We start from the raw sequence: 15298 nt of genomic DNA on the forward strand, positions 1-15298 counted from the left end.
CTCATCTCCCCGGCGGCGGTGTGGACTCGGTGCGCGGCTCGGCGGACAGGTGCTCACCGACCCGCTTGACCAACAGTGCCATCTCGTAGGCGATCTGGCCCACGTCCGACTCGGCCTCGCTGAGCACCGCGAGGCAACTGCCGTCCCCAGCTGCGGTGATGAAGAGAAATGCCTCGTCCAGCTCGACCATCGTCTGCCGGACCCCGCCAACCTGGAAGTGCCGGCCGGCGCCCTTGGCCAGGCTGTGGAAGCCGGCCGCGACCGCCGCCAGGTGTTCGGCGTCCTCGCGGGCGAGACCGCTGGACGTGCCGGTGGCCAGGCCGTCGCTGGACAGGATCACCGCGTGCCTCAGGGCCGCGACGCGTCCCACCAAGTCGTCCAGGAGCCAGTTGAGGTCTCCGGACGGCTGCGTCGTTGCGGTCATGATTCGGTTCCTTCCGCTGAAACAGGCTGAGCTTTTGGTACTGGTGCTGCGGGCAGCGCGTGCTGAGCCGGGGCTGCGGCGAGCGCCTGCGGCACGGGGGACGGCGTCAGCGCGGCACGCGGCCGGGGCGGCTCGGGCGTCGGCTGAACCGCCGGAGCCACCGGAGCTGTCGGAACTGCCGGAGCCGCCGGGGTGGCGGCCGGGCTGTCCGGGCTGTCCGGGCTGTCCGGGACGACGGTGAGCGAGGCGGGCTGCAGCCGGTCGCCCCGGCCGCGCTTGTAGCCGCGCTGGAAGGAGGCGAAGGTCGACCTGGCCTCCTCGGGCGACCGCTCCCGGCCGGGGTCCGCAGACTCCTCCGGGGTGGCCGCCTTGAGCTGGGGAGCGAGGTTGGCCTGCCGTACCCGGCGGGGCAGCAGCCCGCCCGCCGGGATCGGCGCGGCGTGCGCGGGGGCCGGGGCGGCCGGGGCCGGACCGGCCTGGCCCTGGGGCTCGGCGGCGGCCTCCTCGCCCGCCCGGCGGTGGCGCCCGGTGCCACCGGAGGAGGCGCGGCGGCGGGGCAGGCCGCCCGGCGTACGGGCCGGCTCGGCGACCGCCGGGCGTGGTCCGCCGATCGGGCGCGGGGAGGACCGTACCGGCTCGTCGGCCGTGACGGGCGCCCCGGCGCTGTGCCGGTGCCCGCTGTCCTCGGCCAGCGCCGGTACGGCGACCAGCTCGCGGCGGCCGCGCCGCACGGCGGGCTTCGCACCCGCCGCCGGGACGGGCGGCGCGGCCGCCGCCGACGGGTCGAGGCCCTGGTCGACGGCCTCGGCGAGGAGTTCGCGCGGGATCAGCACCACGGCGGCCGTACCGCCGTACGGCGAGGGCCGCAGGTGCACCCTGATGCCGTGCCGGCGGGCCAGCCGGCTGACCACGAAGAGGCCCAGCCGGTCGGTGTCCGCGAGGTCGAACTCCTGCTCCACCGCGAGCCGTTGGTTGATCTCGGCGAGCGCCTGCTCGCTGAGCCCGAGCCCCCGGTCGTCGATCTCCAGGCAGAAGCCGTGCGCGACCACCTCGCCCTGCACGGTCACCTGGGTCTGCGGCGGGGAGTAGACGGCGGCGTTCTCGACCAGCTCGGCGATCAGGTGGGTCACGTCGGCGACCGCGCTGCCCATCAGCCCGGTGCCGGGGAACGGACGGACGATCACCCGGGCGTAGTCCTCGACCTCGCCGACGGCGGCGCGGACCACGTCGACCATCCGGACGGGCTTGCGCCAGGCCCGGCCCGGCGATCCGCCGGACAGGATGATCAGGCCCTCGGCGTGCCTGCGCATCCGGGTGGTCAGGTGGTCCAGCCGGAACAGGTCCTCCAGCTCGGTCGCGTTCTCGGTGCGTCGCTCCATGGTGTCGAGCAGGGTCAGCTGGCGGTGCAGCAGCACCTGGCTGCGCCGCGCGAGGTTGACGAAGACCGCCGACACGCCCCGGCGGAGCTCGGCCTGCTCCACGGCCGCCTGGAAGGCGGCCCGCTGCACCTCGTTGAAGGCCTGCCCGACCTGCCCGATCTCGGCCCCGCCGAATTCCAGGGCGGGCGCTTCGGCCTCGACGTCCACGGCCTCGCCCCGGCGCAGCCTGAGCATCACGGCGGGCAGCCGGGTGCCGGAGATCTCCAGCGCGGCGTTCCGCAGCCCGATCAGTTCGCGGGCCAGGCCACGGCCGATCCGGTACGAGACGACGATCGAGAGCACCACCCCGATCAGCCCGACCAGACCGGCGACGCCACCGCGGACCAGCGCGTTGTCCGTGTACGCCGTCGCCCGGGCCGCGATGGTGTCGCCCAGCCGGGTGTTCAGGTCGGCGAGGTCGTGCAGGGCCGAGGAGGCGAGGTCGTGGTAGCTGGTCTGGGACGGGTCCTTGGCGGCCTGGGCCCGGTCGCCGGAAGCCTCGAAGAACGCCTCGTCATTGGACAGGTAGGTCCAGTTGCTGCTGATCTGCAGGTCCCGGTAGTCGGCCTGGTCCTGCGGGTCGAGTTCGCTGATGTAGATGGCGAACAGCGCGCGCTGGTTGTGCAGCCCGTCCAGGGCCGCCTGGACCATCCGCTCGTCCGGCGAGCCGGTCACCCGCAGGCCCTCGATCGCGGCGTCCTCCTGGGAGAGGTACTCGCGGGCCCGCATCAGCTCGATCAGGATCATGCCCTGCCGGGGCAGCTGACCGCTCTGCCTGCTGACGAACGAGGAGCGGAAGCCGAACACGGGCTCGATCAGGTCGCCGTACTGGCCGATCACGTAGCCCCAGCTGTTGGCCGCCCGGTTGACCTGGCCCCGGAGGGCGGCCAGCTGGTCGGCGGCGTTCAGGATGCTCTGGAACCTGGCCCGCTGGCTCCGGTCGAGCTTCGAGTCCGCCGAGCCGCTCGCCTGGTAGCGCAGCAGCTGGAGGTCACGGTCGGTGACCGCCTGCGCCTGCAGGTAGGTGTCCTTGGCCGGCTGGGAGGCGGGGTCGGCGAGCGTGAGGACGGCCGCCCGGCGTTCGTCCTGGAGGTCCCGGGCGTATTCGTCGGTGGGCGCGCTGAAGCTGCGGTAGGCCGCGCTGACGTCCAGTTGGGTCCAGGCGTCGCCGGTGGTCACGAGGGTCGCGTAGACCCAGAGGCCGGTGAGCGCGACGATGGGCACCATCAGCAGCGCGATGATCTTCGCGCGGATCGAGCGGCTGCGCAGACGCATGGAGTCCTCGGTGGGGAAGGGCCAGGCGCGGACGGGGGTGCGGTCGTGGGGCGCTGCCCTGGGCAGCCGGAACCGGCCGGAGCGATGACGACCCGGCCGGTGGATCTGCGCGAGCTTACTACTCCCTGACCACTCGTTCGAAGGGTCGAACTCATTGTTCCGAGCCGGACCTGGACCGCACGTCATGATCATAGTCATTTGTCCGTAAAGCGGGTAATGCCCCCTGGTCGATCGGTGACATCGGGAGACTTGGCACGTGCCGATCGGGCGGAACGCACCGGCAGCCCCTGGGCAGCGGTGCGGTGATCCGGTAGCTTCGCAGCAGTCCCTCACCCGGCCGGTGCCCGGACCGGTGAGCGGCCCGGGGTCACGAGAGGATCGGGGGCGGTGTGCGCGAGTCCAGCAGCCCCGCCCTGCCCGCCCGGGCGGTCGGCGGCCTGGCCGACTCGGTGTACGACACCGCCGAACGCGAACCGGCCCTGGTCCAGCTCTCCCGCCGCCGGGGTGACCGGTGGCTGGATGTGACGGCCCGTCAGTTCAGGGACGAGGTCATGGCGTTGGCCAAGGGCCTGCTCGTCCGGGGCGTGCGGTACGGCGACCGGGTCGCGGTGATGTCGGGCACCCGATACGAGTGGACGCTCTTCGACTACGCGCTCTGGTCGATCGGCGCGATCCCCGTCCCCGTCTACCCCACCTCCTCGGCCGAGCAGGTGCGTTGGATCCTGGCCGAGACCCAGGCGATGGCCTGCGTGGTCGAGCACGAGGACCACGCGATGACGGTCGGTGCCGTCTGCGACGCGCTCCCCGACCTGACCGGTATCTGGCAGCTCGACCGGGGCTGCGTGGCCACCCTCACCGAGGACGGCCACGGCGTGCCCGACAGCCTGGTGCACCGCCAGCGCCTCGGCGTCACCCCGGACTCCGTCGCCACCGTCATCTACACCTCGGGCACCACCGGCCGCCCCAAGGGCTGCCTGCTGACCCACGGCAACTTCGCCGCCGAGGCGGACGCGCTGCTCGCCCAGTGGGGGCCGGTCTTCCGGGACAGCGGCCCGGTACCGCCCGCCACCCTGATGTTCCTGCCGCTGGCCCATGTCTACGGGCGGGTGGTGCAGATCGCGGCGGTACGCGGCGGCGTCCGGCTGGGCCACCACGGACAGCTCACCACCGACTCGCTGCTGCCCGCCCTCGCCTCGTACCGGCCCACCTTCCTGCACGTGGTGCCGTACATCCTCGAGAAGATCCACCAGCGCGCCCGGGAGGCCGCCGAGCAGGCCGGGCGCGGCGAACTCTTCACCCAGGCCGCCGAGACGGCCGTGGAGTGGGCCGCCGCACGCGAGCAGCGCGCCTTCGGCCACGGCCCCGGCCCCGGCCCGGCGCTGCGCCTGCGGCACCGCGCGTACGACCGCGTGGTCTACCAACGGCTGCGCGCGGTGTTCGGCGGCCGGGTGCGCAACGTGATGTGCGGCGGCTCCACCCTCACCCGCGAACTCGGCCTGTTCTTCGCCGGCGCGGGCATGACGGTGTACGAGGGGTACGGGCTGACCGAGACCACCGCCGCCGTCACCGCCAACCCGCCCGGCAAGCCCAAGTTCGGCACGGTCGGCCTGCCCGTCCCCGGCGCCTCGGTGACGATCGGCGACGACGGCGAGGTCTGGGTCAGCGGTCCCACCATCTTCACCGGCTACCTCAACAACCCGCGCGAGACCGAGGAGAGCCGGTACGACGGCTGGTTCGCCACCGGCGACCTCGGCGCGCTGGACGAGGACGGCTACCTCACCATCACCGGCCGCAAGAAGGAGCTGATCGTCACCAGCAGCGGCAAGAACCTGGCCCCGGCCGCCCTGGAGGACCGGGTCCGGGCCCATCCGCTGGTCGCCCAGTGCCTGGTGGTCGGGGACGACCGCCCGTACGTGGCCGCGCTGATCACCCTGGACGCGCAGGCCCTGGCGCACTGGCTGAAGGCCCGGGGTCGCGAACAGCTGGACCCCTGGGGGGCGTTGGCGGACGTGGAGCTGCACGCCGAGGTCCAGCGGGCGGTGGCGGCGGCCAACACCACCGTCTCCCGGGCCGAGTCGATCCGCGCCTTCCGCCTGCTGCCGAAGGAGTTCAGCCTCGAACAGGGGCTGCTGACCCCTTCTTTGAAGCTGCGCCGGCAGGCGATCGTCGAGCGGTACGCGGACGACATCGCCGAGCTCTACGCGACCTGACCCCTGCCGTTCATCCGGTGCCGCCCATCTGGTCCAGACCTCTTGACGGGCCGCTTGGTCCAGTCCATTGTGTGGCTCGGCCTGCGTGCGGCAGGCTGACTCCTCCCGTCCCTCCGGGAGCACTCCAGCCTTCCCCCACACCCTGGAGATTCCGTCATGGAACGTGCCCGCATCACCCCACCCACCCCCAGCAGGCGCCGGCCGCGCGCCCGGGGACCGCTCGCCGCCCTGCTCGGGCTCGGCCTGCTGGCCGGCGGCAGCCTCACCGCACTCACGCTCGGCAGCAGCGCAACCGCCGCCACCACGGCTGCCGGTACTGCTCTCGGCAGCAACTGGTACGCCAGCGCCCCCTACCTGATGCCCGAGGACAACAGCCCGCCGGATGCTGCGGCCGTCATGGACGCCACCGGCCAGAAGGCGTTCCAGCTGGCCTTCATCCTGGACGGCGGCAGCTGCCGGCCCGCCTGGGGCGGTACGTCCGCCATCACCACCGACACCACCATGCCCGCCGTGATCCAGACCATCCGGAGCAAGGGCGGCGACGTCTCGGTCTCCTTCGGCGGATACGGCGGCACCAAGCTGGGCCAGACCTGCGGCACCCCGGAGGCCACCGCCGCCGGGTACCAGAAGGTCGTCGACAAGTACCAGTTGAAGGCGGTCGACTTCGATCTGGAGGAGCCCGAGTACGAGAACACGGCCGCCATCCACAACGAGATCGGCGCGGCCCGGCTGCTCCAGCAGAACAACCCCGGCCTGTACGTCTCGATCACCACGGCGGGCACCACCTCGGGCACCGGCTGGTTCGGGCAGCAGATGCTGGACGAGGCCAAGTCGCAGGGCTTCACGCCGAACAACTACTCGATCATGCCCTTCGACGGTGGCTTCAGCGGCGGGGCCGCGCAGACCGACGCGCTCGTCAAGTTCAACGCGCTGCTCCAGTCCACCTTCGGCTGGAACGAGGCCACCGCGTACGCCCACGAGGGCGTCTCGATGATGAACGGGCGCACCGACTCCGCCGAGTACTTCCGGCAGGCCGACTTCCAGACCGTGCTGGACTTCGCCACCGCCCACGGGCTGGCCCGCTACACCTTCTGGTCCGTCAACCGGGACCGGCAGTGCACGGGCGCGGTGGACCCGGGGCTCTCCGGCTCCTGCTCCAGCGTGGCGCAGAGCGACTGGGACTTCACCAAGTACACCGTCCGCTTCGCCGGGGCCACCCCGCCCACCACCGCGCCTCCGACCAGCCCGCCCCCGACCTCGTCCTCGCCGTCACCGTCGTCCTCGGGCAGCTGCACGGCGGCGCCGTGGGACAGCACCAAGGTCTACACGGCGGGCAACACGGTCTCCTACGGCGGCCACCAGTGGCACGCCAAGTGGTGGACCCTGAACGAGAACCCGAGCGCGAGCGGCCAGTGGGGCGTCTGGGCCGACGACGGTCCCTGCTGAGCAGCGCGGGTAGGTACTGACAGCGAGTCGGCCGCACCCCTGGCGGGGTGCGGCCGACCGTTCCTGACGGTGGGGCGTCAGGCTCCGGCAGTCATGGCGGGCAGGTAGCCGCCCGCCTGGCCGGAGGCGTTGGGGTGGTAGCTCTCGTCGATCGGGAAGGTGGTGCTGTTCAGCCAGGTGCTGCTGTCGCCGCAGATCTCGTGGCTCGCGAACAGGCCGCGGACGTCCTCGAAGGTGAAGCCCGCGTTGGCGACTCTCTTGGCGATCACGCCGTCGAGGGTGTCCGCCGCGCCGTTGATCGCGTTCCGCTTGGTGTCGCTGATGCCGAACCAGCAGTTACCGGGGACCTGGTAGAGGTGCGGGTAACCGAGCACCACCACGTGCGCGTTGGGGGCCGCGCTGTGGATCGCCGAGTAGACCTGGTCGAGCTTGCCGGGCAGGGTGTTGGTCGCGTACGCCTCGGCGTTGCTGACGGCGTTGAGGCAGGAGCTGTCGGAACTCAGCACACAGGTCTCCATCGTGCTGGCGAACCCGGCGTCGTTGCCGCCGATGGTGAGGCTCACCAGGGTGGTGGAGGAGTCGAGGGCGGAGATCTGGCTGTTCAGCACGTCGCCGGTGACGGCCCCCGAACAGGCGACGAAGGCGAAGGCCGACGGGCTGTTGGCGTTCTTCCAGAGGTAGGGGTAGGAGTTGTAACTCCGCTTACAGCTACCACTCTCGCTGGTGTAGTTGCCGGCTCCGACGCCGGAGGAGTAGGAGTCCCCCAGTGCGGCGTAGTGAACCGACGCGGCGTTCGCGGTGGTCGCGGCGGCGATGGTGGAGAGGGAGAGCAGGGCTGCCAGGCTGGCGGCGAACACAACACGGGCTGAGCGCACGGGCACCTCCATGGAGTGATGCGGGTCACATTTTTGTACCAGTCAGTAGCTACCCGCGATAGTGCCCATGCCAAAGTTGTTGCGGAGCGCTGCTTTTATCGCCGCGTCAGACCTGAAATGTGTCAAGTTGACTGTCGGACAAGCAGGTTGTCCCGTTGTCCGACACCCGACATCAGTGGAAGAAGGTCATCCCGGTGTGCGGCAGTTCCTCGATCGTCTCGTTGGCGGCGGCCGGTACCCCGAGCTCGAGGACGGCGGCGCTGACGGCTACCCGCGCCTGCCGCAGACCTGGAGCGCCCCAACCGAGCAACTCGACCGCGAGCCCGGGGGCGACCAGCAGCCGCCGGTAGTGACGGCCCGAGGCCGGGTCGGGAGCGGTCGGCCCCACCGCGCGCAGCGGGGCCGCCATCCGGACCCGCGCACACTCGTGCCCGCCGTTCGCGGAACCGACCCGGTCGTAGAGGTAGCCGAGGTAGTACGGCCGACCGATCAGCGCCTGGGCCTCCTCCGCCGCCTCGCGGGCGAGCGCGGCCCCCGGGTCGCCGTCGTCCTCCGGCTCCAGCGAGCCGCCCGGCAGGCTGACCACGCCGTCCTTGGGGTTCACCAGCGTCAGCACCCGCCCGTCCGGCACGAAGAGCCACCCCCAGGACTGCTTGACCGGCAGGTCACCGGGCACCGTCTCACCGGGACGCCACGGCCACCCGGCGATGGGCCGCCGCCGAACGCGGCCGAGCAGCTCGGCAATCTCCGCGCTGTACTCGATGCGGCTCATTCGTCCCCCTCCGGTGTCCGGCCGTCAAGGCGTGCGGTGATCTCGGTGTGCAGTGGTCTCGGTGTGTGCAGTGGTCTCGGCGCGTGCCCCGTGAACCTGCGCCGTGGTCCGGTGCCGGGGGCGCGACTGTACCGCCGCGCGCCCTGCCTGTTGATCTTCCCCGAACATCCGGTCGATGAACAGCCCTGACCGCCGCCCGGGGCATGCCGGACCGGCACGCCCCGGGCGGCCGTATCCCGGCCCGGTCGCGGCCCTGCCCCGGCCCTGCCCCGGACGTGCTCGGTCGGCGACTCGTCAGCTCTCCCCCGTCAGCCCTCCCCCTCCTGGAGCGGCAGCGGGAAGCCCGGCCGGGCCACCGCGTCCCCGCGCTCGTCCGGCGGGACGGCCGCCAGCACCGCCTCGGTCTCCAGCGCCGACATCGGGCACAGCCACCCGTCCACCAGGGCCCAGCCGTGCGCCTCCCCGTCGCGCCGCAGCAGCAGCTCCCCCGTCCCGTACCCGGCGACGGCCGCCGCCAGCGTGACGCAGAACGCCTCCATCCCGCGCCCGCCGGCCGACAGCTGCCCGGACCCCACGCAGAGGTCGGTGGCGGCCGCCAGCTCCTCGCCCTCGGCCAGGCCGACCGAACGCAGCGTGAGCCCGTGGCACCCGTCCCCCGCGCCGGCGGCGAGCGCGAGGCAGACCTCGGAGACGTACTGCAGCACGGCGGTCAGCCGCGCCTCGGGCCGGTCGTCCCAGCCGATCGCCGCCAGCAGCGCCGCGCAGCCGATCGAGATCCGGACCCTGGCCAGGTGGTCCTCGCGCAGGGCGGGCAGCAGCTCGGCCAGCCGCTGCCCGGTGTAGCGGAACGGCTCCCCGGCGAGCTCCGGGTCGGCGGCGTACGCGACCCGGGCCACCGGGTCGCCCGGGTCGAGCAGGTGCTCCTCGCAGAACTCCTCGAAGTCGGCCGGTTCGAGGACCCGCAGGTGGACGTCCAGCCCCTGCCCGTGCAGCACCCGCAGCCGGCCCTCCGTCCACCGCAGGTAGGACGCGTAGTCGGCCCCGCCGAACAGCCCGTACCGCTCCAGGCCCGCGAAGTCGGCGGCGTCGGCCGCCACCGCGAGCGCCACCGGCTGCGCGGGCGGCGCCGCCCGGGAACGGCCCCGGCGGCCGAAACCGGGCGGACGGGTGGACTCGCGGTTCGGCCGGGATTCGCGGTTCGGACGGCTCTCGGAGGCGTGCTTCTTCGACATAAACCCTCCTTCGGGAACAACCGTCGGAGCACCCGCTGCAGTCGGGTCACCGATTGCGGCCGAACATACACACCGTCACCGACAATCCACTCGCTGCGACCGGGCGACCACCGGCACCGCCCGCGTTGTCGGTGCCTGCCGCTAGGGTCGGGGACCATGCGACTCCTGCATACCTCCGACTGGCATCTCGGGCGCTCCTTCCACCGGGAGAGCCTGCACGACGCCCAGCGCGCGTTCCTCGACCATCTGGTGACGGTGGTCCGGGAGCGGGGCGTCGATGCCGTGCTGGTCGCGGGGGACGTCTACGACCGTGCCCTGCCCGGGCTGGACGCGGTCGCGCTCTTCGACGACGTACTTCACCGGCTCGGCGATCTCGGGGTGCCGACGGTCTTCATCAGCGGCAACCATGACTCGGCCCGCCGCCTCGGGGTCGGCGCCGGGCTGATCGGCCGGGCCGGCATCCACCTGCGGACGGACCCGGACGGCTGCGCCGTGCCCGTCATGCTCGCCGACGAGCACGGCCCGGTCGCCGTCTACGGCCTGCCGTACCTGGAGCCCGCGCTGACCAGGGAGCGCTTCGGGCTGGAGCGCGGCGGCCACGACCAGGTGCTCGGCGCCGCGATGGAGCAGGTCCGGGCGGACCTCGCCGCGCGGCCCGCCGGGACACGGGCGGTGGTGCTGGCACACGCCTTCGTGACGGGCGGCGAGCCGAGCGACAGTGAGCGCGACATCACGGTCGGCGGCGTGGCGGCCGTCCCCACCACCGTCTTCGACGGCGTGCACTACGCCGCCCTGGGCCACCTGCACGGCTGCCAGACGCTCGCCCCGCACCTGCGCTACAGCGGCTCACCGCTCGCGTACTCCTTCTCCGAGGTGCACCACCGCAAGAGCATGTGGCTGGTCGACCTCGCCGGTGACGGCTCGGTCGACGCCGAGCGCGTGTACTGCCCGGTGCCCCGCCCACTGGCCCGGCTGCGCGGGCCGCTCGCCGGCCTGCTCGCCCGTCCGGAGTACGCGCAGCACGAGGAGTCCTGGGTCCAGGCCACCCTCACCGACGCGGCCCGCCCCGCCAACCCGATGGACGAGCTGCGCAAACGCTTCCCGCACACCCTCCAGCTGCTCTTCGACCCCGAACACACCCCGGGCGAGGCACACCCCTCGTACGCGGCCCGGGTCAGCGGCCGCCCCGATCTGGAGGTCGCCGAGGGCTTCGTACGGCACGTCCGCCCGGGCAGTGAGGTGGACGAGCTGGAGCGCGGCTGGCTGCGGGAGGCGTTCGAGCACGTCCGGCAGGGCAGCGACCGCGCCGGGGAGCTAACCGGGCCAGAGCTGCCAGGGCGAGCGCTACCGGGACAGGAGGCGGTCCGATGAGGCTGCACCAGCTGACCGTCACGGCCTTCGGCCCGTTCGCCGGGACGGAGCGGGTCGACTTCGACCAGCTCGCCTCGGCGGGCCTGTTCCTGCTGCGCGGCGCCACCGGCGCGGGCAAGAGCAGCGTGCTGGACGCGGTCTGCTTCGCCCTCTACGGCGAGGTGCCCGGCGCCCGGAAGGGCAACCCGCTGCGCAGCGACCACGCCGACCCCCTGCTGCTCACCGAGGTGCGGCTGGACGTCACCCTCGGCGGGCGGCGGCTGGAGATCACCCGCAGCCCCGAGCAGAAGCGCCCCAAACGGCGCGGCACCGGTCTGACCACCGAGAAGCCGCAGACCCTGCTGCGCGAGTGGTGCGCGGAGCTGGCCGACGGCAGCGCCGGCTGGCGGGCCGTCAGCAAGTCGCACCAGGAGGCGGGCGAGGAGATCCGCCGGCTGATCGGGATGAGCCGGGACCAGTTCTGCCAGGTGGTGCTGCTCCCCCAGGGCGACTTCGCCCGCTTCCTGCGCGCCGACGCGAACGACCGGGCCGCGCTGCTCCGCCAGCTCTTCGACACCGGCCGCTTCGACCAGGTCGAACGGTGGCTCGGTGAGCAGCGGCGCGGGCACGAGGCGAAGGTCCAGGCCGGGCTCCGGGGGCTGCGCGACCTGGCCGGCCGGGCGCACGAGGTAGCGGGCCCGGCGGCGGAGCCCGCCGGGGGCTGGGTGCCCGGCGAGGACGGCCCTCCGGCCGAGCTCGCCGACGGGCTGCTGGCCTGGGCGGCGATCCTGCGCGGCGGCGCCGCCGAACAGCTCGCGGTCGCGCACTCCGCGCTGGCCGCCGCGGAGTCCGCGCAGGAGGCCGCCCAGCGGCACCACGAACGGGCCGGGGAGCTGGCCGACCGCCAGCGCCGCCACCGGGCGGCCGTCCTGGAGGCGGCCCGGCTGGCCGACTCCTCGGCAGACCTCGCCCGCGACCAGCAGCGGCTGACGGCCGCTCAGGCCGCCGTCGGGGTCGAGTCCCTGCTGCGTCTGCGCGACGGCGCCGCCACCGCCCACCGGTCCGCCGAGCGGACGGAGCGCGAGCGCCGGGCCGAGGCCGGCGCCGACCCGGCGGTGGACGCCGACGGGCTGGCCGCCACCGAACGGCAGCTGCGGGAGCAGCTCGGGCGGCTGGCGGCGGCCAGGTCCGACGAACAGCGTCACGCCGAGCTCGGCCGCGAGCAGGAGCAGCTCACCCACGAGCGCGGCCGGGCCGAGGAGGCCGCCGAGGACGCCCAGGAGTGGCTGGTCGGGTTCGACGCCCGGCTGAAGACCCTGCAGGACGACCAGACCGAGGCCCGCGCCGCCGAGGCCCGGGTCGAACAGCTGGACACCCGCCGCACCGAGCTGGCCGGCCGGCTCGACGCCGCCGCCCGCCGGGACGCGCTGCGCGGCCGGATCACCCAGGCCGAGGGCGAGCTGCTGACCCTGCGCGAACGGGCCTTGGACGCCCGCGGCCACAGCCAGGACCTGCGCGAACGACGGCTCACCGGGATGGCCGCCGAGCTGGCCGGGCAGCTGGCCGACGGCGAGCCCTGCCGGGTCTGCGGATCGGCCGTCCACCCGGCCCCCGCGCGGCCCAGCGGCGCCCAGGTGAGCGCCGAGGACGAGGAACGGGCGCGCGCGGTCCAGCTGCGCGCCGAACAGGAGGCCGGCGACGCCGAGTCCGCCCTGACGGCGCTCCGGGTCGACGAGGCGTCGGCTGCGGGCGCCGCCGGTACGCAGAGTGTCGCGGAGCTTCGCGAGGCGCTCGGCTCCGTCGAGCAGCATCGGCGGGAGGCGCTGCGGGCCGCCGACGGCCTCGGTCTGACGACCCAGCGGATCGCCGAGTTGACGGCGGAACAGCACAAGCAGCAGTCCGAGCTCCGCCAGGCCGGGGAGCACAGCGCCGCGCTGGCCGCCAAGGTGCAGACGCTGGCCGCCGAGCGGGCGGAGCTGGGCCTGCGGGTCGCCGCCGCGCGCGGTGACGCCCCGTCGGTCGCCGCGCGGTCGGTCGCACTGACGTCCCTCGCCGACGCGCTGGCCGCCGCAGCGGGCGCGGCCCGGACCGGCGCCGAGACGGCGGCCCGGCTGGGCGGGGCGGAGCACGAGCTGCGCCAGGCCGCGCGGGCGGCGGGTTTCGCCGATCCGGAGGCGGCCCGCGCCGCGCTGCTGTCCAGCACCGAGCTGTCGGCGCTGAAGACCCGGCTGGAGAGCCGACGCGCGGCCCGGGACGCGGCCGAGGCCAGGCTCGCCGAGCCGGAGCTGGTGGCCGCCGCCGCACTGCCGGCCGTCGATCTGCCGATGGTCCAGGCGGAGTTGCAGGCCGCCACGACCCGGCTGCGGACGGCCTCGGCCGAGGAGAACACGGCCCGGGAGCGCCTCGCCGCCCTGGCCAGGATCGGCCGGGAACTCACCATCCTCGCCGCCGAGCTGGCCCCGGCACTGGAGCGGTTCGGACGGATCAACCGCCTCGCCGGGCTCGCCGCCGGCACCTCGGGCGAGAACGTGCTGCGGATGCGGCTGGAGTCGTACGTGCTGGCGGCCCGCCTGGAACAGGTCGCGGCGGCGGCCAGCGACCGGCTGGTCCGGATGTCCGGCGGCCGCTACACGCTGGTCCACAGCGACGACCGGGTGTCCGGCAACCGCCGGTCCGGCCTGGCCCTGCGGGTGGTCGACGCCTGGACGGGCATCGACCGCGACACAGCCACCCTCTCGGGCGGTGAGAGCTTCTTCGCCTCGCTGGCACTGGCCCTCGGCCTGGCGGACGTGGTCACCGACGAGGCCGGCGGGATGCCGCTGGACACCCTCTTCATCGACGAGGGCTTCGGCAGCCTGGACGAACAGACCCTGGAGGAGGTGATGGACGTACTCGACGGCCTGCGCGAACGGGACCGCGCCGTCGGCATCGTCAGCCACGTCCCCGACCTGCGCTCCCGCATCCCGGCCCAGCTCCTGGTCAAGAAGGGCCGCCACGGCTCCACCCTCCGCCTCGCCGACCGCGAGAGCGCCTGACGGCGCAGGTAACCGTACGCACATGGCTGACCACCGCAGGGGCGCGGGGGACTGCGCGACCAGGCACAACGTACGTGCACGCGCGCACGCAGTTGATCCAGCCGAGCCCCGCGCCCCTGATGGTGTTGCTCGGAGTACGAACAGTTCCCGCGCCCAGGCCGCAACCTCCTCATCCCAGGAAGGAGAGCCGTACCGTCCGCCTGGGGTTGTCCCCGTTGGTGTCCACCAGGACCACCGACTGCCAGACGCCCAGCGCCAGCTTCCCGCCGATCACCGGCAGGGTGGCGTGCGGGGCGACCAGCCCGGGGAGGACGTGGTCGCGGCCGTGCCCGGGGGTGCCGTGCCGGTGCCGCCACCTGCTGTCGGCCGGCAGCAGCTCGCGCAGGATGTCGAGCAGGTCCTCGTCGCTCCCGGCGCCGGTCTCGATCACGGCGATGCCCGCCGTGGCGTGCGGCACGAAGACGTTCAGCAACCCGTCCCGCCCCGCCGCCGCACTGTCGAGGAACGTGGCGCAGCGATCGGTGATGTCGAGGGCGACCTCGCCGGTGCCGGTGGTGAGGTCGAAGGTGATGGAGTGAAAGGTGTCCGCCATGGTGCCATCCTCACCCAGGGCCGACGCACAACGCGTGCGACATCCGTACCGCGAGATCCGCAGCGGCAGGCCGATGGCCGTGGCCCGGGCCTTGAGCAGCCGTGGCCCCGGCCTTGAACCGGCTGCGGACATGCCGCTGACCCGATGGACCTGACGGTCCATCGGGCCGGTGGGGCGGGCCTTGGTCGGAGACCTCAGCCACGCCCGCCGAACAGGCTCCGCCGCAGCCGCCGCAGGGGCGCCAGCAACGACACCCGCGCCATACGGCGCGGGGCGGCCGGGGTACTGACGCCACGTGGCGTCAGCTCCCTTATCAGGCCCAGTGCCTCGGCGGTGTCACCCACCGAGAGAGCCGGTGCACCCAGCACTGACAGGTGACGATCGATCCGACGGCCGGTCGCGCCGATACCGCACTGGATCGCCGGCACCCGGGGCCGACTCCGCACTTGCATGTGTTCCATCAGTTTTTCCCACCCCTACGAGGCGCCAGGGCCGTGAGGCGAAGACTATCCGTGAGAGACGGCCTTCGCGCAACCGTCCTGGTGTTCTGCCACCGTATCGTGCGAAGCGAACTGACGCTTCACCAGAATCCCGTGGCCTCGGTCACGACTGCGCATCGACGGTGTCGGAACGGTGGCGAAACGAGCAGGCCGAAAGGTTGTGCAGCAC

Annotated in this window: 11 protein-coding genes; 4 read left to right on the forward strand and 7 right to left on the reverse strand. The window is 73.4% G+C overall.

Annotated elements, in window-relative coordinates; all coding sequences use genetic code 11:
* Window position 1 precedes the first annotated feature (1 nt).
* Both P3T29_RS04320 and P3T29_RS04325 read right to left on the reverse strand, forming a co-directional pair.
* Window positions 2–424, reverse strand: coding sequence for a roadblock/LC7 domain-containing protein (locus P3T29_RS04320; protein WP_280714907.1), 423 nt, complete (start codon window positions 422–424; stop codon window positions 2–4).
* Complete coding sequence (locus tag P3T29_RS04325; protein WP_280714908.1) at window positions 421–3117, reverse strand: nitrate- and nitrite sensing domain-containing protein; 2697 nt, start codon at window positions 3115–3117, stop codon at window positions 421–423. Before P3T29_RS04325 ends, P3T29_RS04320 begins: the two co-directional genes overlap by 4 nt.
* Before the next feature lie 389 nt (window positions 3118–3506).
* On the opposite strand from P3T29_RS04325, the gene P3T29_RS04330 reads away from it, so the two are divergent.
* Both P3T29_RS04330 and P3T29_RS04335 read left to right on the forward strand, forming a co-directional pair.
* Window positions 3507–5327, forward strand: coding sequence for a long-chain fatty acid--CoA ligase (locus P3T29_RS04330; protein WP_280714909.1), 1821 nt, complete (start codon window positions 3507–3509; stop codon window positions 5325–5327).
* Window positions 5328–5483: 156 nt separating this feature from the next.
* Window positions 5484–6773, forward strand: a complete 1290-nt coding sequence (locus P3T29_RS04335; RefSeq protein ID WP_280714910.1) for a carbohydrate-binding protein — start codon at window positions 5484–5486, stop codon at window positions 6771–6773.
* Between the two features lie 77 nt (window positions 6774–6850).
* Here the strand turns inward: P3T29_RS04335 and P3T29_RS04340 are convergent, their stop codons facing one another.
* From P3T29_RS04340 to P3T29_RS04350, 3 genes are all read right to left on the reverse strand, one after another.
* Window positions 6851–7654 (reverse strand): SGNH/GDSL hydrolase family protein, encoded by an 804-nt coding sequence (locus P3T29_RS04340; RefSeq protein ID WP_280715084.1) that lies wholly within the window; start codon window positions 7652–7654, stop codon window positions 6851–6853.
* 166 nt (window positions 7655–7820) lie between these two features.
* Window positions 7821–8420, reverse strand: coding sequence for a hypothetical protein (locus P3T29_RS04345; protein ID WP_280714911.1), 600 nt, complete (start codon window positions 8418–8420; stop codon window positions 7821–7823).
* 308 nt (window positions 8421–8728) lie between these two features.
* Window positions 8729–9652 carry a hypothetical protein gene (locus tag P3T29_RS04350; protein ID WP_280714912.1) on the reverse strand — a complete coding sequence of 308 codons (924 nt, stop codon included), beginning with the start codon at window positions 9650–9652 and terminating at the stop codon, window positions 8729–8731.
* A 156-nt stretch (window positions 9653–9808) separates the two neighbouring features.
* Here P3T29_RS04350 and P3T29_RS04355 point away from each other — a divergent pair, with 156 nt between their 5' ends.
* Both P3T29_RS04355 and P3T29_RS04360 read left to right on the forward strand, forming a co-directional pair.
* Window positions 9809–11023, forward strand: coding sequence for an exonuclease SbcCD subunit D (locus P3T29_RS04355; RefSeq protein ID WP_280714913.1), 1215 nt, complete (start codon window positions 9809–9811; stop codon window positions 11021–11023).
* Window positions 11020–14037: an SMC family ATPase gene (locus P3T29_RS04360; protein ID WP_280714914.1), complete on the forward strand. Its 3018-nt coding sequence runs from the start codon at window positions 11020–11022 to the stop codon at window positions 14035–14037. Before P3T29_RS04355 ends, P3T29_RS04360 begins: the two co-directional genes overlap by 4 nt.
* Window positions 14038–14206: 169 nt before the next feature.
* On the opposite strand, the gene P3T29_RS04365 is transcribed toward P3T29_RS04360, so the two are convergent.
* On the reverse strand, window positions 14207–14629 hold the full coding sequence (locus P3T29_RS04365; protein ID WP_280714915.1) for a YjbQ family protein: 423 nt from the start codon (window positions 14627–14629) through the stop codon (window positions 14207–14209).
* A 194-nt stretch (window positions 14630–14823) separates the two neighbouring features.
* Window positions 14824–15090 (reverse strand): hypothetical protein, encoded by a 267-nt coding sequence (locus P3T29_RS04370; protein ID WP_280714916.1) that lies wholly within the window; start codon window positions 15088–15090, stop codon window positions 14824–14826.
* Window positions 15091–15298 lie beyond the last annotated feature (208 nt).

Source organism: Kitasatospora sp. MAP5-34, from assembly GCF_029894335.1.
Classification (GTDB): Bacteria; Actinomycetota; Actinomycetes; order Streptomycetales; family Streptomycetaceae; genus Kitasatospora.

Excerpts from the sequence above, each read along its gene's own strand:
- P3T29_RS04360 (WP_280714914.1), top strand. The coding sequence starts at position 11,020 with ATGAGGCTGCACCAGCTGACCGTCACGGCCTTCGGCCCGTTCGCCGGG.
- P3T29_RS04365 (WP_280714915.1), bottom strand. The coding sequence starts at position 14,629 with ATGGCGGACACCTTTCACTCCATCACCTTCGACCTCACCACCGGCACC.
- P3T29_RS04320 (WP_280714907.1), bottom strand. The coding sequence starts at position 424 with ATGACCGCAACGACGCAGCCGTCCGGAGACCTCAACTGGCTCCTGGAC.
- P3T29_RS04325 (WP_280714908.1), bottom strand. The coding sequence starts at position 3,117 with ATGCGTCTGCGCAGCCGCTCGATCCGCGCGAAGATCATCGCGCTGCTG.
- P3T29_RS04350 (WP_280714912.1), bottom strand. The coding sequence starts at position 9,652 with ATGTCGAAGAAGCACGCCTCCGAGAGCCGTCCGAACCGCGAATCCCGG.
- P3T29_RS04355 (WP_280714913.1), top strand. The coding sequence starts at position 9,809 with ATGCGACTCCTGCATACCTCCGACTGGCATCTCGGGCGCTCCTTCCAC.
- P3T29_RS04335 (WP_280714910.1), top strand. The coding sequence starts at position 5,484 with ATGGAACGTGCCCGCATCACCCCACCCACCCCCAGCAGGCGCCGGCCG.
- P3T29_RS04345 (WP_280714911.1), bottom strand. The coding sequence starts at position 8,420 with ATGAGCCGCATCGAGTACAGCGCGGAGATTGCCGAGCTGCTCGGCCGC.
- P3T29_RS04370 (WP_280714916.1), bottom strand. The coding sequence starts at position 15,090 with ATGGAACACATGCAAGTGCGGAGTCGGCCCCGGGTGCCGGCGATCCAG.